Source organism: Pseudomonas sp. LABIM340, from assembly GCF_040017195.2.
Classification (GTDB): Bacteria; Pseudomonadota; Gammaproteobacteria; order Pseudomonadales; family Pseudomonadaceae; genus Pseudomonas.
Genome location: NZ_CM200227.1, coordinates 5345909 through 5362556, shown reverse-complemented (window position 1 = coordinate 5362556; position 16648 = coordinate 5345909). Strand labels below are relative to the sequence as shown.

Here is a 16648-nt window from a genome sequence, read left to right as displayed (position 1 = left end):
TGGAAAAAGCGAGACGACCGGTCATATTCTTGCGCCCATGAACAGCATCCGACTCGACAAACGCGACCTGATCCTCGCCAAGGGCTCCCTGGCGATGACCCGCAGCGGCTACCACGGCACCGGCGTGCAGGACATCGTCCAGGCCGCCGGCATCCCCAAGGGCTCTTTCTATCACTACTTCGAGAGCAAGGAAGACTTCGCCTTGCAGGCCCTGGAGCATCTGTATGCACCGCGCCTGGCCCGTTACGCTGAGGCGCTGGGCAACCCGGCACTGGGCCCGCGTGCGCGCATCCTCACCTATTACCGCGAACTCCTGGCGCACTTCGCCCGCCAGGAGAAGCTCGAATACCACTGCTTCATCGGCAGCCTGAGCTTCGAGATGGCCGAGTTGTCGCCGGCGATCGCCGAGCGGGTCGACGGCATCCTCCAGCAGTCCATCGACACCCTGCGCGGCTGCCTGATCGACGCCCAGCGCGCAGGTGAGCTGCCGGCAGCGGAAGACGCCGAATCCCTCGCCGAGTTCATCGGCAACGCCTGGCAGGGCGTGCTGGCGCGGATGAAGGTCAGCGCCTCGCTCAAGCCGGTGGAACGCTTTATCGAACGCCTGGAGCACCTGCTTCAGGCCTGATCTGCCTGAGTCATCACTTCCCCTTCTTAAAAAACGAGACGACCGGTCGCCTGGTCGTCATGGAGACCCCAATGACCGCATCCGTAGACACCCTGTTCTCGCCCTTCCGCCTGGGCGGCCTGGAACTACCCACGCGCATCGTGATGGCGCCGATGACCCGCAACTTCACCCCGGGCGGCGTACCCCACGCCCAGGTGGTCGAGTACTACCGTCGCCGCGCCGCTGCCGGCGTCGGCCTGATCGTCACTGAAGGCACCACGGTCAACCACAAGGCCGCCAACGGCTACCCGAACGTACCGCGCTTCTACGGTGAAGATGCCCTGGCTGGCTGGAAGCAGGTGGTCGACGCCGTGCACGCCGAAGGCGGCAAGATCGTCCCGCAGCTGTGGCACGTCGGCGCCGTGCGCCGCCTGGGCACCGAGCCGGACGCCAGCGTTCCGGGTTACGGCCCCAGCGGCAAGGAAAAGGACGGCACCGTGCTGGTCCATGAGATGACCAGGGAAGATATCCAGGAAGTCATCGCCGCCTTCGCCCAGGCTGCCGTCGACGCCAAGTCCATCGGCATGGACGGCGTGGAAATCCACGGCGCCCACGGCTACCTGATCGACCAGTTCTTCTGGGACGGCAGCAACAAGCGCACCGACGAATACGGCGGCAGCCTGGCCAACCGTTCACGTTTCGCCATCGAGCTGATCCAGGCCGTGCGCGCGGCCGTCGGCCCCGACTACCCGATCATCTTCCGCTTCTCCCAGTGGAAGCAGCAGGACTACAGCGCCCGTCTGGTGCAGACCGCCGAAGAGCTGGAAGCCTTCCTCAAGCCGCTGTCGGATGCCGGCGTGGACATCTTCCACTGCTCCACCCGCCGCTTCTGGATTCCGGAATTCGAAGGCTCCGACCTCAACCTGGCCGGCTGGACTCGCCAGCTCATCGGCAAGCCGACCATCACCGTCGGAAACGTCGGCCTGGATGGCAGCGAGTTCCTCGCTTTCTTCGGCAACACCGAGGAAGTCGCCCAGCCGTCGGGTATCGACGGTCTGCTGGAGCGCCTGAACAAGGAAGAGTTTGACCTGGTGGCCGTCGGCCGCGCCCTGCTGGTCGACCCGGACTGGGCAGTGAAAGTGCGTGACGGCCGCCTGGAGGACATCAAACCCTTCAGCCGCGATGCGCTGATGTCGCTGGCCTGATCCGCGATCCGCTGAAATGAAAAGCCCCTGGCGCCATCGGTGCCAGGGGTTTCTTCTTTTGCTGAGCCTTTGCACGGAATCCCTTGTAGGAGCGGGCCATGCCCGCGATCCGTCGGCAGGGCCGGCGTCTGTCTCTGCTCCTATGGTGCAGGTTTTTTCTGCTTTGGCTTGGTTGTGTCAGCGCCGCAACGGTGTGCGCGAGGACTCCGTGTTTCGCCCCCTCGGGCGACCTACTTTGGCAAACGACCCAAAGTAGGCAAAGGTCTTGCCCCGGACATCCGGTTTTTCGCTTAGGCGAAAAATTCCCTCGTTGAAGCGAAGTTTCAGGGGCACGCCGCGAAGGGCCATCCCTGGCCCATCGCGGCTCTCGCGGCATCCATGCCGCTCAACCCCTGAAACTCCGCTTCAACGAGGCCTCCTGAACGGGGCATTCGGCGCGTGCGGATATTTTTCTGGAAGTCTTCAGAGCCAGAGCCAGAGCTGGAGCGGCTCTTCGTAGGATCGAGGGGGACGCCTACTCCTTGCTCGCGAACCGCCCAACGCAGAGCCGAACCTGTAGACGCGCACAATGCCTGCGATCGCGCGCATGGCGTGTTCCTGCAGTTTGGGATGTCGTGTCTCGGTTATGGTGATCCATAAACAGCCTGAATGGTCTGAAAGCACCGTCCTAGGCGTTTACAAATCTTTTCCGAGACCCACCTTTCCGCATGCTGACTTCCCGGTCCGAAACGGGCAGAGTATGACGGCGTTCACACAAAAATAGGCCGGGATACGGCCATAGGAGTAAGACATGCGGATCGGCTTGGTGGTCGATGCAACCTGCGACCTTCCCCCGGAATTCCTTGCTGCCAACAACATTCGCGTACTGCCCATCGGCATCCGTGTGGGCGAGCGTCGCATTGTCGATGATCGCGATCCCGACACCACCCTCAAGTTTTATTCCCAGGACCTGCCCAAGGTCGGCCCCGAGGACGGCAGCGAACCGCTGACGCCGGCGCAGACCCATGACTGGTTCCTGGAACAGCTGGTCACCGATTTCGACTACGTGATCTGCCTGACCGTGACCAGCCAGCGCAGCCCGATCTTCGAGCACGCCACCCAGGCCTCCTTCAGTCTGCTGCAGAGCTACAAGGAGCGCCGCGCCGCCGCCGGCATCGCCGGGCCGTTCGCGTTGCGGGTGATCGACAGCCAGACGGTGTTCGCCGGCCTTGCCGTGCTCGCCGCCGAAGGCGTGCGCCTGCTCGGCGAAGACCAGCATCCCAACGCCGTGCGTACCCGCCTGGAGCAACTCGGTCAGCAGATGAACACCTTCCTGGTCGCCAGCGACCTGGGGCACATCCGCCGCCGGGGCTTCCAGAAGGGCGACCGCAGCAGCATCGGCGACCGTCTGCGCGGCGCCTTCCTCGGCCTCGGCTCTATGCTCGACATGAAGCCGGTGCTGAGCCTGGTGCAGGGTGAAGACAAACCCGTGTCGGTCTCGCCGAACTACGAGAAGTCCGCCGAGCGCCTGCTCAACTTCGCCCGTGCGCGGGTCGAGGCGGGCGAGCTGCTGGCGCCGCAGATGTGCCTGAGCTATGCCGGCGATCCATCCGCCCTGCGCGACCTGCCCGGTTTCGCTGCGCTGGAGGATGCCTGCGAGGCGAAAGGCATCCAGGTGCACCTGGCGATGCTCAGCCCCACGGGCGGCATCAACCTTGGCGCAGGCGCCATGAGCCTGTCCTTCGCCGCCGAGCCCAAGCCCTTCGCCTGATTCCTACTTGTGTACCTCCGCGTGTCCCAGGCCGGGATTCTTTCCCGGCAGGGCCGCGCGGCAGGCTTCCTGCAGATAACTCTCGAAGCGCTCGATGACTGTGTCCCACGCCTGATGGATGGCATGGTGGCGCGCGTTGAGCCGTACCCGGCGCAGGCGCTCCGGGTCGCCCAGCAGCCAGCTCGCCGCTTCGAAGAAGCTCTGGTTCTCGCCCGGTACGCCGAGCACTCCGTTGTGTCCGTGGCGAATGTGCTGGCCCGCCGCTGCCTGGTCGAAAGCCACCACCGCCAGCCCTGAGGCCAGTGCTTCCAGCACCACGTTGCCGAAGGTTTCCGACAGGCTGGGGAAGAGGAACAGGTCGCCGCTGGCATAGTGCCGGGCCAGTTCCTCGCCGCGCTGCAGTCCACAGAACACCGCTTCGGGCAGCTCCTTCTGCAGGTGCGCGCGCTGCGGCCCGTCGCCAACTATCACCAGGCGCAGCTTGAGCTGCGGGTGCGCCGCGCACAGCGCACGGAAGCTGCTGCCCAGCAGCGACAGGTTCTTCTCCGCCGCCAGCCGGCCGACGTGCAGCACGGCGATGTCGCGCTCGCCCAGGCCCCACTCGCGCCGCAATGCTTCGTCGCGCCGCGAGGGGTTGAACAGCTGGCTGTCGACGCCGCGCGAAAGCTGCGCTAGGCGCTCGAAACCGCGCCGCTGCAACTCCACGGACTGGCTGGCGCTGGGCACCAGGGTCCGCTGGGTGCGGTTGTGGAACCAGCGCAGGTACAGCGTCACCAGGCGCATCAGCGGGCCGAAGCCGTAGTGCGCGCTGTACTGCTGGAAGTTGGTGTGGAAGCCGCTGATCACCGGGATCCGCAGGCGTCGCGCGGCGCGCAGGGCAGCCAGGCCCAGCGGGCCTTCGGTGGCGATGTAGAGCACGTCCGGGCGGGTGCTGTTCCAGTGGCGCAGCAGCTTGTGCAGGCAGGACTGGCCCCATTGCAGGCCGGGGTAGCCCGGCAGCGGCCAGCCACGGGTGAGTACCAGCTCGCCATCGCTGTGACGGCCTTCGTCGCCCTGCTGGCGCGGGCGCACGACCTGGATCTGGTGTCCGAGGCGCAACAGCCCCGAGGCCAGCCGGCCAAGGGTGTTGGCAACGCCGTTGATTTCCGGCGGAAAGGTTTCACTGATCAGCGCGATGCGCAGGGGAGTCGTGGTCATGCTCGCAGTGTCTCGGCGCGCGGTGGCGCGCCGATGACAGAGCGATGATCGATAGGTGACAGCGGCTCAGTCGCAGCTGAAGGTGGGAAATTTGCCCTGATCGGCGACGCGCTGGCGGGTGCGCTGGCAGTTGGCCCGCTCACGGGACTCGTCGGAATCGAGCAGGGGGTTGCCGCTGTCGATCCTGCGTTCGTCCGGCGGACGAACGAGCGAACCATCCTGGTTGATACGGAAGGTCGGTTCGCTCGGTTGGTCCCTGGGAGCGGCCGGCTGCGTCGGCAATGTGCTGCTGAAACGGCTGTCGTAATCGTCAGCCAGGGCGGCGCCCAGGGGCAGGGTGAGGAAGAGGACAAGCAGTGAGCGCATGGAAGTCTCGGTGCCGGGGAAAACGTCATTGGACGGATTTCCCCGGCAGCAGTCAGCACTCTCGGGTCAAACAGGAAGATTCATACGGCGCCGGTGATTACTTCACCAGCGCCTTGTCCCCGCCTTCACGCACCCAGAACAGCACCGCGCCGGCCACGGCGGCGGGCATCGCGACCAGGTTGACCACCGGGATCAGCAGCGCCAGGTAGGTGATGCCGCCGAAGCCCATGCACGCCCAGCGCTTGCTGCGCAGCCAGGCGAGCATCTCGTTCCAGCCCAGCTTGTGGTTGTCCGCCGGGTAGTCGATGTACTGCACGGCCATCATCCATACGCCGAAAATCAGCCACAGCGGTGCGGCGATCAGGTTCAGACCGGGGATCAGGCTGAGGATGAACAAGGCAATTGCGCGCGGCAGGAAGTAGCCGAGCTTGCGCAGCTCCCGGCCGATGGTGCGCGGCACCATGGCCATCAGCTCGCCCCAGCTGAATTCGGGGAAGTCGTCGGTGCCACGCACCACCACCTCGACCTTTTCCGCGAGGAAACCGTTGAAAGGCGCGGCGATGATGTTGGCGATCATGGTGAAGGTGAAGAACACGATCAGCAGCACCAGCGCCACGAACAGCGGCCAGAGGATGAACTGCAGGAAGCTGAGCCAGTCCGGCAGGCTGGGCATCAGCCAGTCGACCCAGTGGCTGAACTGGTTGATGGCGAAGCCGATCAGGCCGACGAACAGCAGGATGTTGATGCTCAGGGGCAGCAGGACGAACAGTCGCAGGCCGGGGCGCATCATTAGTTTCAGGCCTTCGCTGAGGTATTGCGGGCCGCTCAGGGTGGACATCGGATTCTCCAGGGTTGAACCGTAGGCGACCTTAGCAGACCCGGCGAACGGCCGGCGAGCCGTCTGTTTTGCCGGGTATGTGTTCGCGGGCCGGCGCTCAGGCTGCCGTGTAGCGATAGCAGCGGTTGCGTTCCTGCTTGGCCTGGTACATGGCGATGTCGGCGGCGCGGGTGAGGGCGTCGGCGTCGGCGGCATCCTGCGGGTAGAAGGCGATGCCGATGCTGGGGGTGACAAAGTCGATCACCTGGCCGCCCAGGTGGTACTCGGCGCCGAGTACGGCCAGCAGGCGCATGCCCAGGGCTTCGGCCTGATCGGGCTCGGCGTTCTCCAGCAACACGGCGAACTCGTCGCCGCCCAGGCGGAAGGCCTGGTCGGGCTGGCGCAGGCTGTTGCGCATACGCTCGCCGACTGTGCTGAGCAGGGCATCGCCGAGGGCGTGGCCGAAGCGGTCGTTGACCTGCTTGAAGCGGTCCAGGTCGATGTACAGCAGGGACACCCGGTTGCTGTGCACGACAGCCTGCTGCAGCTGTTCGTTGAACGCCTTGCGGTTGCCCAGTTCGGTGAGGGTGTCGCGGTAGGCCAGGTCGATGAGCTGCTTCTGGTAGGCCACCTGGTCGCTGATGTCGCGCAGGATGCCGCGGAATCCCTGGAACTCGCCCTGGCCGTCACGGATTGCCGAGAGCCGCGTCTCGCAGCTGACCAGCCGGCCGTCGCGGCGCTTGAAGGGCGCGGAGAAGGTGGTTTCCTGCTCATCGTCGCGGGCTTGCTGGTAGAGGCTGCGAGCGCGGAGCAGGTCCTGCTCCTGCAGCAGGATACTGAAGTGCTGGCCGCTCAGTTGCTCGGCGTTGTAGCCGAGCATCCGGCACAGCGCCGGGTTGAGGGTGCGGATGATGCCTGTGGTGTCCATCTCGAAGTAGCCGTCGCGGATCGCGTCGAGGATCGCCCGGTCGCGTGCCTCGCTCTGCTCCAGGCGGTCGAGCATGTCGTTCATCTCACGGGCCAGCTGCCCCAGTTCGTCCGCGCCCTGGGAACTCAGACGCGAGGGCGTGTCGTCCTGGCCGATGACCGCGACTTCGCGGTTCATCGTGGAAACCCTGCGGATGATGCGCAATTCCAGGGCCACGTAGGCGAGCAGGGTGGCGCCGCCGAGCAGCGCCAGCGTCAGGTAGAGGAACAGTCGCACCGATTGCTGGCCCTGCTGGTAAAGCGGCCGCGGGCTGGTCAGTTCCAGGCGTAGTTGCGGGCGGCCGCGGGAGTCGAGGTAGAGCAGGGACATCTGCTGGCTGTTCTCGTCCAGCAGACGTCGCGGGCTGAGCAGGGTGGCGCCGCGCCCGGTGGGGATGTTCAAGGTGCGCCAGTCGTTGCCCTGCACCTTGTCTTGCACCAGGCGCAGGCTCGCGCCCATCTGGGTCTGCAGGCTGTACATGCGCGCGCTGTCGAGCAGCACGCCGGCGATGACCACGCCGGCCGGTTCGGCGGTGCCGGCGGTGTTGCTGATGGGGTAGCTGAGCAGCAGCTGGGGGATGCCTTCGATCTGCAGCAATTGGTCGAGGCTGTGCCGCGGGTCGCCGTCGATCTGCAGGGCGCCCAGGTCCAGTGCGGTGCGCAGGATGCCGTCGCGCAGCTGTGTGGCGTCGGGCACCTGTTGACCGGGGAAGCGCGCGGACAGTTCGTCGAGCTTCCATTGCTGGGCGAGGATGTGTCCGTCGCGGCCGACGAACAGCACGTAGTCGAAGCCGAGAATGCCCAGCAGGTCCTGGTCCAGGTTGTCCTCGACGAAGCGCGCCTGCGGCAGGTGCATGAACTGATAGCTGGCGTCCCACCAGGCGTAGCTGTGGACGATATCGAGGTTGCGCTGCTTCTCGTAGGCGACGCGGTTGTGGACGATGCGCACCTCGTCGGCGAGGTGCTGGCGGTCCCCGCGGTCGAAGCGGTCGAGCAGGATCATGTCCGACAGCAGCCAGACCCCTGCGAGGCTCGCGGTGAACAGGGGCAGGCACAGCCATAGCAGGCGGGCGCGAAGGTTCATGGTGATACGGGTGACCTTTGGTTTCTTGAGTCTAGCCATCCAGGCAGTGGGTGCCCGCTGCATAGGGTCAGCCTATGGAGGGCATTGATATTGGACATTTCAGCAGGACGCGGCGGCGGCGGTAAGCTGCGCGCCATCTGGTATCGAACAAGTTCGAGGGTCGATCCGCCGCTCCCTGACTTATCTCAAGGAGTCCGGGGCGACTGCGGAAATCCCTGACTTATCTCAAGGGTTTCCCGGGGTTCTGCGGGACAATGCAAAGCGTGACTCAGGTCACACCGCATTGCCCACGGTCTCCGGGCCATGCGGTCCGCGCAAGAAACTTTTACGTGGAGCTGCCGCCCTCCCAACCTTCCCCCTGGTGCTTTGGCAGCTCCCTTTTCTTTGCCTGACTCATCCCATCTGAGCTCTGGAGGCTGTCATGTCCGATCGTCATGCGCGCGTCATCATTCTGGGTTCCGGGCCTGCCGGCTACAGCGCCGCGGTCTATGCCGCCCGCGCCAACCTCAAGCCACTGCTGATCACCGGGATGCAGGCTGGCGGCCAGCTGACCACCACCACCGAGGTCGACAACTGGCCGGGCGACCCCCACGGCCTGACCGGCCCGGCGCTGATGCAGCGCATGCAGGAACACGCCGAGCGCTTCGAGACCGAGATCGTCTTCGACCACATCCACGGCGTGGACCTGGCCGGCAAGCCTTTCGTACTCAAGGGCGACAGCGGCACCTACACCGCCGATGCACTGATCATCGCCACCGGCGCCAGTGCGCGTTACCTGGGCCTGTCCTCGGAAGAAAGCTTCATGGGCAAGGGTGTGTCCGCTTGCGCCACCTGCGACGGTTTCTTCTACCGCAACCGCGAAGTGGCGGTGGTCGGCGGCGGCAACACCGCCGTGGAAGAGGCGCTGTACCTGGCCAACATCGCCAGCAAGGTCACCCTGGTGCACCGCCGCGAAAGCTTCCGCGCCGAGAAGATCCTGCAGGACAAGCTGCGTGCGCGTATCGCCGAAGGCAAGATCGAGCTGCGCCTGAATGCCCAGGTGGAGGAAGTGCTGGGTGATGACATGGGCGTTACCGGCGTGCGCCTGCGCCACAACGACGGTGAGGCTTCCGAGCTGAAGGTGGATGGCCTGTTCGTCGCCATCGGCCACACGCCCAACACTTCGCTGTTCGAAGGCCAGCTTGCGCTGAAGGACGGTTACCTGGTGGTCAGCGGCAGCCGTGACGGCAATGCCACTGCGACCAATATTCCCGGTGTCTTCGCCGCTGGCGACGTGGCCGATCACGTCTACCGCCAGGCGATCACCTCCGCTGGCGCCGGCTGCATGGCCGCGCTGGACGTGGAGCGTTACCTGGATTCCCTGTAACGGCCCGAAGAGCCGGCGTGCAGGAAGGGGCCCCGCTTGCGGGGCCTTTTTCTTTTTCCGCTCAGCGAGGCGGGTGTTCTTCGTAGGGCGGATAACGCGCCAGCGTTATCCGCCGTCGTGGTATCGGCGGATAACCCGTTCCGGGTCATGCGCCCTACGTGCTGGGTGTGTCGAATGGGTTCCCGCAGGGGCGAGCTTGCTCGCGAACCTCTCTGCACCAACGTCCTGTTACCTCCCCGCACCGATGCCCATTGTAGGAGCGGGCCATGCCCGCGATCGCGCCCATGGGGCGCTCCTACAGGGGACTCCGATACCACGCCCCATGTATGAAAAAGCCCCGCATCAGCGGGGCTTTTTCATCGAGCCGGCCAGCCTCAGCCGCGGCGCGACAGCGGCTGGCGCTCGAAGTTGACGCCGGCAAGGCCGGTGGTCTGCAACGCACGGATGTTGGCGTGGTCAGTGCCTTCGGGGTGCTCGCGCACGGCGCGGTAGTGCTCACCGAATGCCAGCAGCGACTCTTCCTGGCTCAGGCCTTCGAGGATCGCGAAACCCAGGGTCTTGCAGGAACCTTCGTTCTGCCCGGCGGGGTTTTCCACGCTGCCGTTGGTGAAGGCGCTGGGGGTGTAGCTGTAGTGCTCGGCGATGTACGCCAGGGTGTCGGTGAACAGGTGCTGCTCGCTGCGCAGGCGCGAGCGGAAATCAGTGAGGGTCATCAAGGCAAACTCTTAGTGTTTCTTCGCGTGGTCGAAGGCCGCCTGTTGCTCGGGCGAGGCTTCCGTCTGGTACTTGGCCTTCCATTCGGCGTAAGGCATGCCGTAGATCTCTTCGCGGGCCTGATCCGGGCTGACCGGCAGGCCCATGTCGTCCGCCGCGGCCTTGTACCACTTGGACAGGCAGTTGCGGCAGAACCCGGCAAGATTCATCAGATCGATGTTCTGCACGTCCTTGCGGGTACGCAGGTGCTGCACCAGGGTGCGGAACGCGGCGGCTTCGAGTTCGGTGCGCTGCTCGTCGGTCAGGTTCATCGGCTCGGTCATGGCAGGTCTCTCAACAAGGGCGCATCGGAGGCGCATGGCGGGGCTGGCGAGATTCTAAGAGGCGGGCGATCTGCCAGCAACGCCCGTTGGCCGACTGGCACGGGCGTGCAAGCGAAAGCGCGGCTCAGCGCTGGGCGGCCAGGGCGATCGATACCGACTCGGCGAAGCGCAGCGCGTGGGGCTTGTCCACTTCCACCTCGGCGTAGTGAACGGCCGGGTTGGCCATCACCAGGTCGAGCAGTTCCTGGGTCAGGCGCTCGAGCAGGGCGAAGCGATTCTCTTCCACGTGGGCGATGATCGCCTTGGTGATGGTGCGGTAGTTCAGCGCGTGGTCGATGTCGTTGACCTGCACCGCGTCGCCGGCGGGGTAGAGGATGGTGAGGTTGATCAGCACATCCTGCTTGTTGAGGATTTCCTCTTCCTTGATGCCGATGTAGGTGCGTACGCGCAGGTCCTTGACCCGGATTCGCGCCATGCCCGGCTGCAATTGCGTCATTTCACTTGCTCCGTCCGATCAGTTGCAGGAATTCCTGGCGGGTATTGGTGGACGCGCGGAAGGCGCCAAGCATCACCGAGGTGTTCATCACCGAGTTCTGCTTCTCCACCCCGCGCATCATCATGCACATGTGCTGCGCTTCGATCACTACCGCCACGCCGGCGGCGTTGGTGACCTGCTGGACCGCCTCGGCGATCTGCCGGGTCAGGCTTTCCTGGATCTGCAGGCGGCGCGCGAACATGTCGACGATGCGTGCGACCTTCGACAGGCCCAGCACCTTGCCGGTGGGAATGTACGCCACATGGGCCTTGCCGATGAAGGGCAGCAGGTGATGTTCGCACAGCGAGTAGAGCTCGATGTCCTTCACGATCACCATTTCGTCATTGTCCGAGGCGAACAGCGCGCCGTTGACGATCTCGTCCAGCGTCTGCCCGTAGCCGTGGCAGAGGTACTGCATGGCCTTGGCCGCGCGCTTGGGGGTGTCCAGCAGGCCTTCTCGGGTCGGGTCTTCGCCGATCCCCTGGAGAATCTCACGGTAGTGGTGAGACAGGTCTTCGATCATGGTGGGAGTTCCTCGCGCCCGCGCCGGGCGGGTCATTTGAGGTGCCGGCCGCCGTTGACGGTCAGGGTAGTGCCGGTCACGTAGGGACTGTCGAGCAGGTAGCGCACGCTCTGGTAGATCACGTCCGGGCCGGGCTCGATGCCCATGGCGGATTTCGCCAGGGTGCGGGCGCGGTAGGCGTCGTCGTCGCCTTCGTTGAACAGGATCAGTGCCGGCGCGATGCCGTTGACCTTGATGCGCGGCGCGAGGCTCGCGGCGAAGGACAGGGTGAGGTTGTCCAGGCCGGCCTTGCTGGCGCAGTAGGCGATGCGGTTGGCGCTGCCCTTGCGGGCGACGTCGTCGGAGAGATGGATGATGTCCGCCGGGGCGCCGCGCTCGGCGGCGTCGCGCTCGAGCAGGGGCGCGCAGCGCAGGTTGATCAGGTAGGGCGCGAGCATGTGCAGGCGAAACAGCGATTCGAAGGCCTGAGCTTCCTCGCCGGGGGTGTCGCCGATCCACGCCGAGGCGTTGTGGATGATCGCGCGCAGCCGGTCGGTGCGGGACTTCAACTCGTCGGCGAAGGCCAGGATGCCGGCTTCATCGGCCAGTTCGGCGTGCAGGCAGGTGGCGCCCAGTTCGCGCAGTTCGGCGATGCCGGGCTTGTCCTGGCGATAGGTCACGATGACCGGTTGGCCTTCGAGCAGCAGGCGTTTCGCGCAGTGCAGGCCGATGCGCTGGCTGGCGCCGGTGATCAGGATGGGGGCTGGGGTCTGGCCCATGCGCGCCTCGCGAAAATCCACTTCAGGGAGCGCCGCGGCGGACAATGTCCTAGCGGCCGGGTAGGGCAAAACTATACCAGCCCCGGCGCGGTGCGGCACGGATGGGGCATAATGGGCGGCCTTGTCTTGCCTTGTGGGAGTGAACATGAAAGTCGCCATCTTGTCCGGTTCGGTCTATGGCACCGCCGAAGAAGTCGCGCGCCACGCCAAGCGCCTGCTCGAAGCCGCCGGCTTCGAAGCCTGGTATGACCCGCGCGCCACCCTGGACGGCATGCTCGAGTTCGCTCCCGAGGCCTTCCTGGTGGTGACCGCCACTACCGGCATGGGCGACCTGCCGGACAGCTTCCAGCCGCTGTTCCACGCCATCCGCGACCGCCTGCCGGGCGAGTGGCGCGGTCGTCCGGGCGCTGTGCTGGCGCTGGGCGATTCCAGCTACGGCGATACCTACTGCGGCGGCGGCGAGCAGGTGCGCGAGCTGTACGCCGAACTGGGCGTGCAGGAAATCGTGCCGATGCTGCGCCTGGACGGCAGCGAGACGGTGGACCAGGAGACCGATTCCGAACCGTGGCTGGCCGATTTCATCGCCGCGCTGAAGGCCTGATGCATCCGCGCGCTCGCTACCTGATCGACACCCTGCAACTCGCCCCGCATCCCGAGGGTGGCTTCTACCGGCGGGTGTTCGAATCGAGGCTGGTGGGCGCCGATGGCCGGCCGCAGTCGTCGGCCATCCTCTTCCTCCTGCCCGCCGGCACCGTCAGCCGCTGGCACCGCGTGGACGCCGACGAGCTCTGGCACTTCCACGAAGGCAGCGCGCTGGAACTGCTGATCGCCGAGCGGCCGGATGCCGCCGTGCGCCGCGAACTCCTCGGCCCGGTAGGCGAGGGCAGCCTGCCGCAACGCGCCGTGCCGGCCCACGCCTGGCAGGCTGCGCGCTGCCTGGGGGATTACGTGCTGGTGGGTTGCACCGTGTCGCCGGCCTTCGAGTTCGCTGGTTTCAAGCTGCTGGCGGATGACGGTGAAGCGCAGCGGGAGTGGCCGCGGCTCGTCAGCGAGTTTCCTGAACTGCTCTGAAAGGCTTCGTGCCGAGCTCTGGTAGGGCGAATAACGCGCCAGCGTTATCCGCCGCCAAGTTGCCGGCGGATAACCCGTTGCGGGTTATGTGCCCTACGATCTTCGTGGGATCGAGGGGGCGCCTGGCCCTTGCTCGCGAACCTGCTTCACTCCGCCCCCTGTGGATGCAGCGGCATCTCCACCATCAACGCCAACCAGGCCTTCGCCGCATTCGACAGGTAGGCGTCGCGCCGCCAGATGAAGCTGATGTCCCAGCGCAGGTCCGGCTGGCTCAGCAGCACGCGGACCAGTCCCGGTCGCTCCAGGTCCTTCGCCACCACGCGCGGCAGCAGCACCGCGCCTTGCCCGGCGGCGACGAGCGCGCCAAGGAAGTCCGCCTGGCCGCTGCGGCCGCCTTCCTTCGGCTCGAAACCGGCCTCGCGGCAGGCGCGCAGCAGGCGGTCGTTGAGGGTGAAACTCTGCTGATAGAGCAGGAACGGAGTGTCCGAGAGTTCCGCCAGCTCCAGGCTCCCGCGCCCGGCCAGCGGGTGGGCGGCGGGCAGCAGCACGTCCAGCGGCTCGTTGCAGAAGGGCTGCCAGTCGAAGCCGGGGTCGTCCGGCGTGAGGCCGCCGCCCAGCTCCAGTTCGCCGCTGTGGACCATTTCCTCCATGGTCTTGCTGCCGCCCTCGATCAGGTGCACGTCGATGTTCGGGTAGCGCCGCCGGTATTCGGCGAAGCGCCCGGCGAACAGCGCGTCCGCGCCCAGTAGCGGCAGGCCCAGGCGCAGCTCGCCGCGGTGCAGCTGGGTGAGGTCGTCCAGTTCGGTATGCAGCTCGCGGCGCAGGCGCAGCATGTCTTCGGCACGGCGCAGCACCACCTCGCCAGCGGCGGTCAGGCGGATGTGCGGGCCGCTGCGCTCCAGCAGTTGCACGCGCAGGCTCTGCTCCAGTTGCGCGACCTGCTTGCTCACCGCCGACTGGCTGGCGTTCAGGTACACCGCCGCCTGGGTGAAACTACCGTGGCGCACGACTTCGGCGAAGGTGCGCAGCTGCTTGAATTCCATTCTGGAATGGCTCCGATTCGATCTATTCGCTTTGGGGATGATAGGCGCGGGAGTAGGCTTTGCGCCATTCCCAACCGATTTCTCCATCCGCCCAACGCATCGAGATCGCCGCCATGTTCCGCCGCGCCGCCCGCCTCATTTTCGAACTTGCCGTCCTCGCCGCCTTCTGGTGGGTCGGCGGCTGGATCGCCACGCTCACCGGCCTGCCGCTGCCGGGCGGGGTGATCGGCCTGGCGCTGCTGCTGGTGCTGTTCGCCTGTGGGGCCATCCGCCCGGCCCTGCTGCAGGGCGGCGCCGGCCTGCTGTTGGCGGAGATGCTGCTGTTCTTCATCCCCGCGCTGATGAGCCTGTTGGACTACGGCCCGCTGCTGCGCAGCGAGGGCTGGAAGATTCTGCTGGTGATAACCGCCAGCACCGTGATGGTGATGCTCTCCACCGCCCTGGCGGTGGAATGGATGTGCAACAGGAGTTCGCGCCATGAGCCTCGATAAGCAAGCCCTGTTCTGGTTGGCCGTGACCCTGGGCGGTTACCTGCTCAGCCGTACCCTCTACCGCCGCTTCCAGCAGTACTGGTTGTCGCCCATCGTGTTCGTGCCGGTGCTGCTGTTCGCCCTGGCGATTCCGCTGCAGGCCCGCTACGCCGACTACGCCCGTGACACCAGCTGGCTGGTGGCGCTGCTCGGCCCGGCCACCGTGGCCTTCGCCATCCCTATCTGGCAGCAGCGTGCCTTGCTCGCCCGCCACTGGCCGGCGTTGCTGACCGGCATGCTGGCCGGCTCGACCATGGCCATCGGCAGTTCCTGGGCGCTGGCCCACGCGCTGGCGCTGGACGGCCAGGTGACCCTGTCGCTGATCCCGCGCTCGATCACCACGCCCTTCGCCATGGAAATGTCCCACGACCTGGGTGGGGTTCCGGCGCTGACCGCGGCCTTCGTCATGATTACCGGGGTGTTCGGTGCGCTGATCGGCGGCGTGCTGATGAAGATGCTGCACCTGCGCTCCGCCCTGGCCCGCGGCGCGCTGCTGGGTGTCGGCGCCCACGGCGCGGGCACCAGCCGGGCCTACGAGTTCGGCGGTGAAGAGGGTTCGGCGGCCGGCCTGCTGATGGTCCTGACCGGGCTGTTCAACCTGCTGCTGGCGCCCGTCCTGGCCTGGTGCCTGTAAGTGACAGTCAAGGGCGCGGTCAGCTCAGCTCGTAGGCATCGAGCATTCGCGAGATATCGGCGGGGGAGTTGAACATCATCACGTCGATGATCGACAAACCCGCCTCGAAGGTCGGGCGCTTCTGTTCGTAGGGTGTGAGCTTCGGCTCCTGGAAGCGCAGCGTCAGCCCGGCTGCCTCGTACTTGCCACGGTCGAAGAAACTCTGCCCGCCCGGCGGGTTCCAGTACTCCTCCACGCCACCCAGCGCCTTGCAGATGTTCAGAGCCCATTCGTCCGGCGCGGTCGGCCGCTCCATCGGCAGCTCCATGTGCGACAGCACCGGCATCTTCCGGGGAAAGCCCAGGTAGGCACAGGTGGCCTCCAGAGTGGTCTTGTTCAGCGAGACGATATCGTCGAACGGATGGTCCAGCGAGGCGGCGATCATTTCCCGTACGTCGCGGTAATAGGGCGCGACCTTGCGGTACACGTCCAGCTGGGAGAACAGGCTGCGCCGCCAGTCCTGGCTGTTGTCCAGGCGCACGTCCTTGATCAGTGTCTCGCGGTGGTGCTTGACGCGCGGCACGCGGATGTACAGCCAGCCGTCCTGCTGCTTGAGGATGCGGTTGCGCTCGATCCAGCCGTGGTGGATGTACTGCACGGTGTCGAACAGGACGAACAGGTCGGTGTGCTTGATCAGGCTGAAGTAGCCCAGGTACGGAAAGAAGTAGGGCTGCATGATGGCGGTTCGTTTCACGTCGGCTGCCTCGTTGGCCGAACTGGAGTCTCCTCCCGACTCCCGGGTACTACTGAGGAATGTTGCGAATCAGGGATGTTGCGAAAGATATTGCGAAATGTTTCCAGATGGCTCGGAGGCGCCGGAAAGGCACCGGGGCAGGGATGGAAATCGGGCACGCTTCCGCCAGCCCTGACGTGCGAGCTGGCTGCCGCACTGTCTGGATAGCGCTTTTGGAGGGAATCGCCGGGCGCCGGGTCGATCAGGCGCCGCTGGCAGCGACTACCGCCACTATAGGTGGGGAAACTGCTGACGCAAGCAGAGTTATCCGCCTGCGCTTATAGGGGAACATTCGCCAGACGCTGCCAGATGAAACTGTCAGTTCCGTGACAGTCGCCACGCCGCCGCGCTGACTAGACTGCGCCATCGAACAACAACAACGAAGAG

19 protein-coding genes are annotated in these 16648 nt (G+C 65.7%); 8 read left to right on the top strand and 11 right to left on the bottom strand.

Going from position 1 to position 16648, the window contains the following annotated elements; all coding sequences use genetic code 11:
• The first annotated feature begins 37 nt into the window (after positions 1-37).
• The 3 genes from ABKS89_RS24675 to ABKS89_RS24665 all read left to right on the top strand — a co-directional run bounded on the left by ABKS89_RS24675 (position 38) and on the right by ABKS89_RS24665 (position 3562).
• The gene (locus ABKS89_RS24675) at positions 38-628 is read left to right on the top strand and encodes a TetR/AcrR family transcriptional regulator (protein WP_081516261.1); all 591 of its coding nucleotides are present in this window, start codon (positions 38-40) and stop codon (positions 626-628) included.
• Positions 629-699: 71 nt separating this feature from the next.
• Positions 700-1812, top strand: a complete 1113-nt coding sequence (locus ABKS89_RS24670) for an NADH:flavin oxidoreductase (RefSeq protein ID WP_138216067.1) — start codon at positions 700-702, stop codon at positions 1810-1812.
• A 790-nt stretch (positions 1813-2602) separates the two neighbouring features.
• Positions 2603-3562: a DegV family protein gene (locus tag ABKS89_RS24665; protein WP_138216069.1), complete on the top strand. Its 960-nt coding sequence runs from the start codon at positions 2603-2605 to the stop codon at positions 3560-3562.
• Positions 3563-3565: 3 nt separating this feature from the next.
• Here ABKS89_RS24665 and ABKS89_RS24660 read toward each other — a convergent pair whose 3' ends face one another.
• From ABKS89_RS24660 to ABKS89_RS24645, 4 genes are all read right to left on the bottom strand, one after another.
• Positions 3566-4759 carry a glycosyltransferase family 4 protein gene (locus tag ABKS89_RS24660; protein WP_138216070.1) on the bottom strand — a complete coding sequence of 398 codons (1194 nt, stop codon included), beginning with the start codon at positions 4757-4759 and terminating at the stop codon, positions 3566-3568.
• A 66-nt stretch (positions 4760-4825) separates the two neighbouring features.
• Entirely contained in the window at positions 4826-5125 is a 300-nt protein-coding gene (locus ABKS89_RS24655; RefSeq protein ID WP_138216071.1) for a hypothetical protein, read from the bottom strand.
• A gap of 97 nt (positions 5126-5222) precedes the next feature.
• Positions 5223-5963, bottom strand: coding sequence for a sulfate transporter CysZ (gene cysZ, locus ABKS89_RS24650; RefSeq protein WP_081516257.1), 741 nt, complete (start codon positions 5961-5963; stop codon positions 5223-5225).
• 97 nt (positions 5964-6060) lie between these two features.
• Entirely contained in the window at positions 6061-7992 is a 1932-nt protein-coding gene (locus ABKS89_RS24645) for a sensor domain-containing diguanylate cyclase (RefSeq protein ID WP_348587393.1), read from the bottom strand.
• Between the two features lie 421 nt (positions 7993-8413).
• Between ABKS89_RS24645 and trxB the strand changes: the two genes are divergently transcribed.
• A complete protein-coding gene (trxB, locus tag ABKS89_RS24640; RefSeq protein WP_138216073.1) occupies positions 8414-9358 on the top strand; it encodes a thioredoxin-disulfide reductase in 945 nt (314 codons plus the stop codon).
• Between the two features lie 374 nt (positions 9359-9732).
• Here the strand turns inward: trxB and ABKS89_RS24635 are convergent, their stop codons facing one another.
• The 5 genes from ABKS89_RS24635 to folM form a co-directional block, all read right to left on the bottom strand.
• On the bottom strand, positions 9733-10071 hold the full coding sequence (locus ABKS89_RS24635; RefSeq protein ID WP_081516253.1) for a HopJ type III effector protein: 339 nt from the start codon (positions 10069-10071) through the stop codon (positions 9733-9735).
• A 12-nt stretch (positions 10072-10083) separates the two neighbouring features.
• Positions 10084-10395: a DUF1244 domain-containing protein gene (locus ABKS89_RS24630; RefSeq protein WP_081516252.1), complete on the bottom strand. Its 312-nt coding sequence runs from the start codon at positions 10393-10395 to the stop codon at positions 10084-10086.
• 124 nt (positions 10396-10519) lie between these two features.
• Positions 10520-10891 carry a dihydroneopterin triphosphate 2'-epimerase gene (folX, locus tag ABKS89_RS24625; RefSeq protein ID WP_081516251.1) on the bottom strand — a complete coding sequence of 124 codons (372 nt, stop codon included), beginning with the start codon at positions 10889-10891 and terminating at the stop codon, positions 10520-10522.
• 1 nt (position 10892) lies between these two features.
• A complete protein-coding gene (folE, locus tag ABKS89_RS24620; protein ID WP_138216074.1) occupies positions 10893-11453 on the bottom strand; it encodes a GTP cyclohydrolase I FolE in 561 nt (186 codons plus the stop codon).
• Between the two features lie 32 nt (positions 11454-11485).
• Entirely contained in the window at positions 11486-12211 is a 726-nt protein-coding gene (folM, locus tag ABKS89_RS24615) for a dihydromonapterin reductase (protein ID WP_348587391.1), read from the bottom strand.
• Positions 12212-12356: 145 nt separating this feature from the next.
• Here folM and ABKS89_RS24610 point away from each other — a divergent pair, with 145 nt between their 5' ends.
• Positions 12357-12812, top strand: coding sequence for a flavodoxin (locus tag ABKS89_RS24610; protein WP_348587390.1), 456 nt, complete (start codon positions 12357-12359; stop codon positions 12810-12812).
• Positions 12812-13282 carry a cupin domain-containing protein gene (locus ABKS89_RS24605; protein ID WP_348587388.1) on the top strand — a complete coding sequence of 157 codons (471 nt, stop codon included), beginning with the start codon at positions 12812-12814 and terminating at the stop codon, positions 13280-13282. Before ABKS89_RS24610 ends, ABKS89_RS24605 begins: the two co-directional genes overlap by 1 nt.
• Before the next feature lie 146 nt (positions 13283-13428).
• Here ABKS89_RS24605 and ABKS89_RS24600 read toward each other — a convergent pair whose 3' ends face one another.
• Complete coding sequence (locus ABKS89_RS24600) at positions 13429-14325, bottom strand: LysR family transcriptional regulator (RefSeq protein ID WP_138216078.1); 897 nt, start codon at positions 14323-14325, stop codon at positions 13429-13431.
• A gap of 113 nt (positions 14326-14438) precedes the next feature.
• Here ABKS89_RS24600 and ABKS89_RS24595 point away from each other — a divergent pair, with 113 nt between their 5' ends.
• Both ABKS89_RS24595 and ABKS89_RS24590 read left to right on the top strand, forming a co-directional pair.
• Positions 14439-14816, top strand: coding sequence for a CidA/LrgA family protein (locus ABKS89_RS24595; RefSeq protein WP_081516245.1), 378 nt, complete (start codon positions 14439-14441; stop codon positions 14814-14816).
• Positions 14803-15489 carry an LrgB family protein gene (locus tag ABKS89_RS24590; RefSeq protein WP_348587386.1) on the top strand — a complete coding sequence of 229 codons (687 nt, stop codon included), beginning with the start codon at positions 14803-14805 and terminating at the stop codon, positions 15487-15489. Before ABKS89_RS24595 ends, ABKS89_RS24590 begins: the two co-directional genes overlap by 14 nt.
• Positions 15490-15508: 19 nt before the next feature.
• On the opposite strand, the gene ABKS89_RS24585 is transcribed toward ABKS89_RS24590, so the two are convergent.
• Positions 15509-16222 (bottom strand): WbqC family protein, encoded by a 714-nt coding sequence (locus ABKS89_RS24585; RefSeq protein ID WP_242015410.1) that lies wholly within the window; start codon positions 16220-16222, stop codon positions 15509-15511.
• Positions 16223-16648 lie beyond the last annotated feature (426 nt).

Coding starts and splice junctions, on each gene's coding strand:
- ABKS89_RS24675 (WP_081516261.1), top strand. CDS start 38: ATGAACAGCATCCGACTCGACAAACGCGACCTGATCCTCGCCAAGGGC.
- ABKS89_RS24670 (WP_138216067.1), top strand. CDS start 700: ATGACCGCATCCGTAGACACCCTGTTCTCGCCCTTCCGCCTGGGCGGC.
- ABKS89_RS24665 (WP_138216069.1), top strand. CDS start 2,603: ATGCGGATCGGCTTGGTGGTCGATGCAACCTGCGACCTTCCCCCGGAA.
- ABKS89_RS24660 (WP_138216070.1), bottom strand. CDS start 4,759: ATGACCACGACTCCCCTGCGCATCGCGCTGATCAGTGAAACCTTTCCG.
- ABKS89_RS24655 (WP_138216071.1), bottom strand. CDS start 5,125: ATGCGCTCACTGCTTGTCCTCTTCCTCACCCTGCCCCTGGGCGCCGCC.
- cysZ (WP_081516257.1), bottom strand. CDS start 5,963: ATGTCCACCCTGAGCGGCCCGCAATACCTCAGCGAAGGCCTGAAACTA.
- ABKS89_RS24645 (WP_348587393.1), bottom strand. CDS start 7,992: ATGAACCTTCGCGCCCGCCTGCTATGGCTGTGCCTGCCCCTGTTCACC.
- trxB (WP_138216073.1), top strand. CDS start 8,414: ATGTCCGATCGTCATGCGCGCGTCATCATTCTGGGTTCCGGGCCTGCC.
- ABKS89_RS24635 (WP_081516253.1), bottom strand. CDS start 10,071: ATGACCCTCACTGATTTCCGCTCGCGCCTGCGCAGCGAGCAGCACCTG.
- ABKS89_RS24630 (WP_081516252.1), bottom strand. CDS start 10,395: ATGACCGAGCCGATGAACCTGACCGACGAGCAGCGCACCGAACTCGAA.
- folX (WP_081516251.1), bottom strand. CDS start 10,891: ATGACGCAATTGCAGCCGGGCATGGCGCGAATCCGGGTCAAGGACCTG.
- folE (WP_138216074.1), bottom strand. CDS start 11,453: ATGATCGAAGACCTGTCTCACCACTACCGTGAGATTCTCCAGGGGATC.
- folM (WP_348587391.1), bottom strand. CDS start 12,211: ATGGGCCAGACCCCAGCCCCCATCCTGATCACCGGCGCCAGCCAGCGC.
- ABKS89_RS24610 (WP_348587390.1), top strand. CDS start 12,357: ATGAAAGTCGCCATCTTGTCCGGTTCGGTCTATGGCACCGCCGAAGAA.
- ABKS89_RS24605 (WP_348587388.1), top strand. CDS start 12,812: ATGCATCCGCGCGCTCGCTACCTGATCGACACCCTGCAACTCGCCCCG.
- ABKS89_RS24600 (WP_138216078.1), bottom strand. CDS start 14,325: ATGGAATTCAAGCAGCTGCGCACCTTCGCCGAAGTCGTGCGCCACGGT.
- ABKS89_RS24595 (WP_081516245.1), top strand. CDS start 14,439: ATGTTCCGCCGCGCCGCCCGCCTCATTTTCGAACTTGCCGTCCTCGCC.
- ABKS89_RS24590 (WP_348587386.1), top strand. CDS start 14,803: ATGAGCCTCGATAAGCAAGCCCTGTTCTGGTTGGCCGTGACCCTGGGC.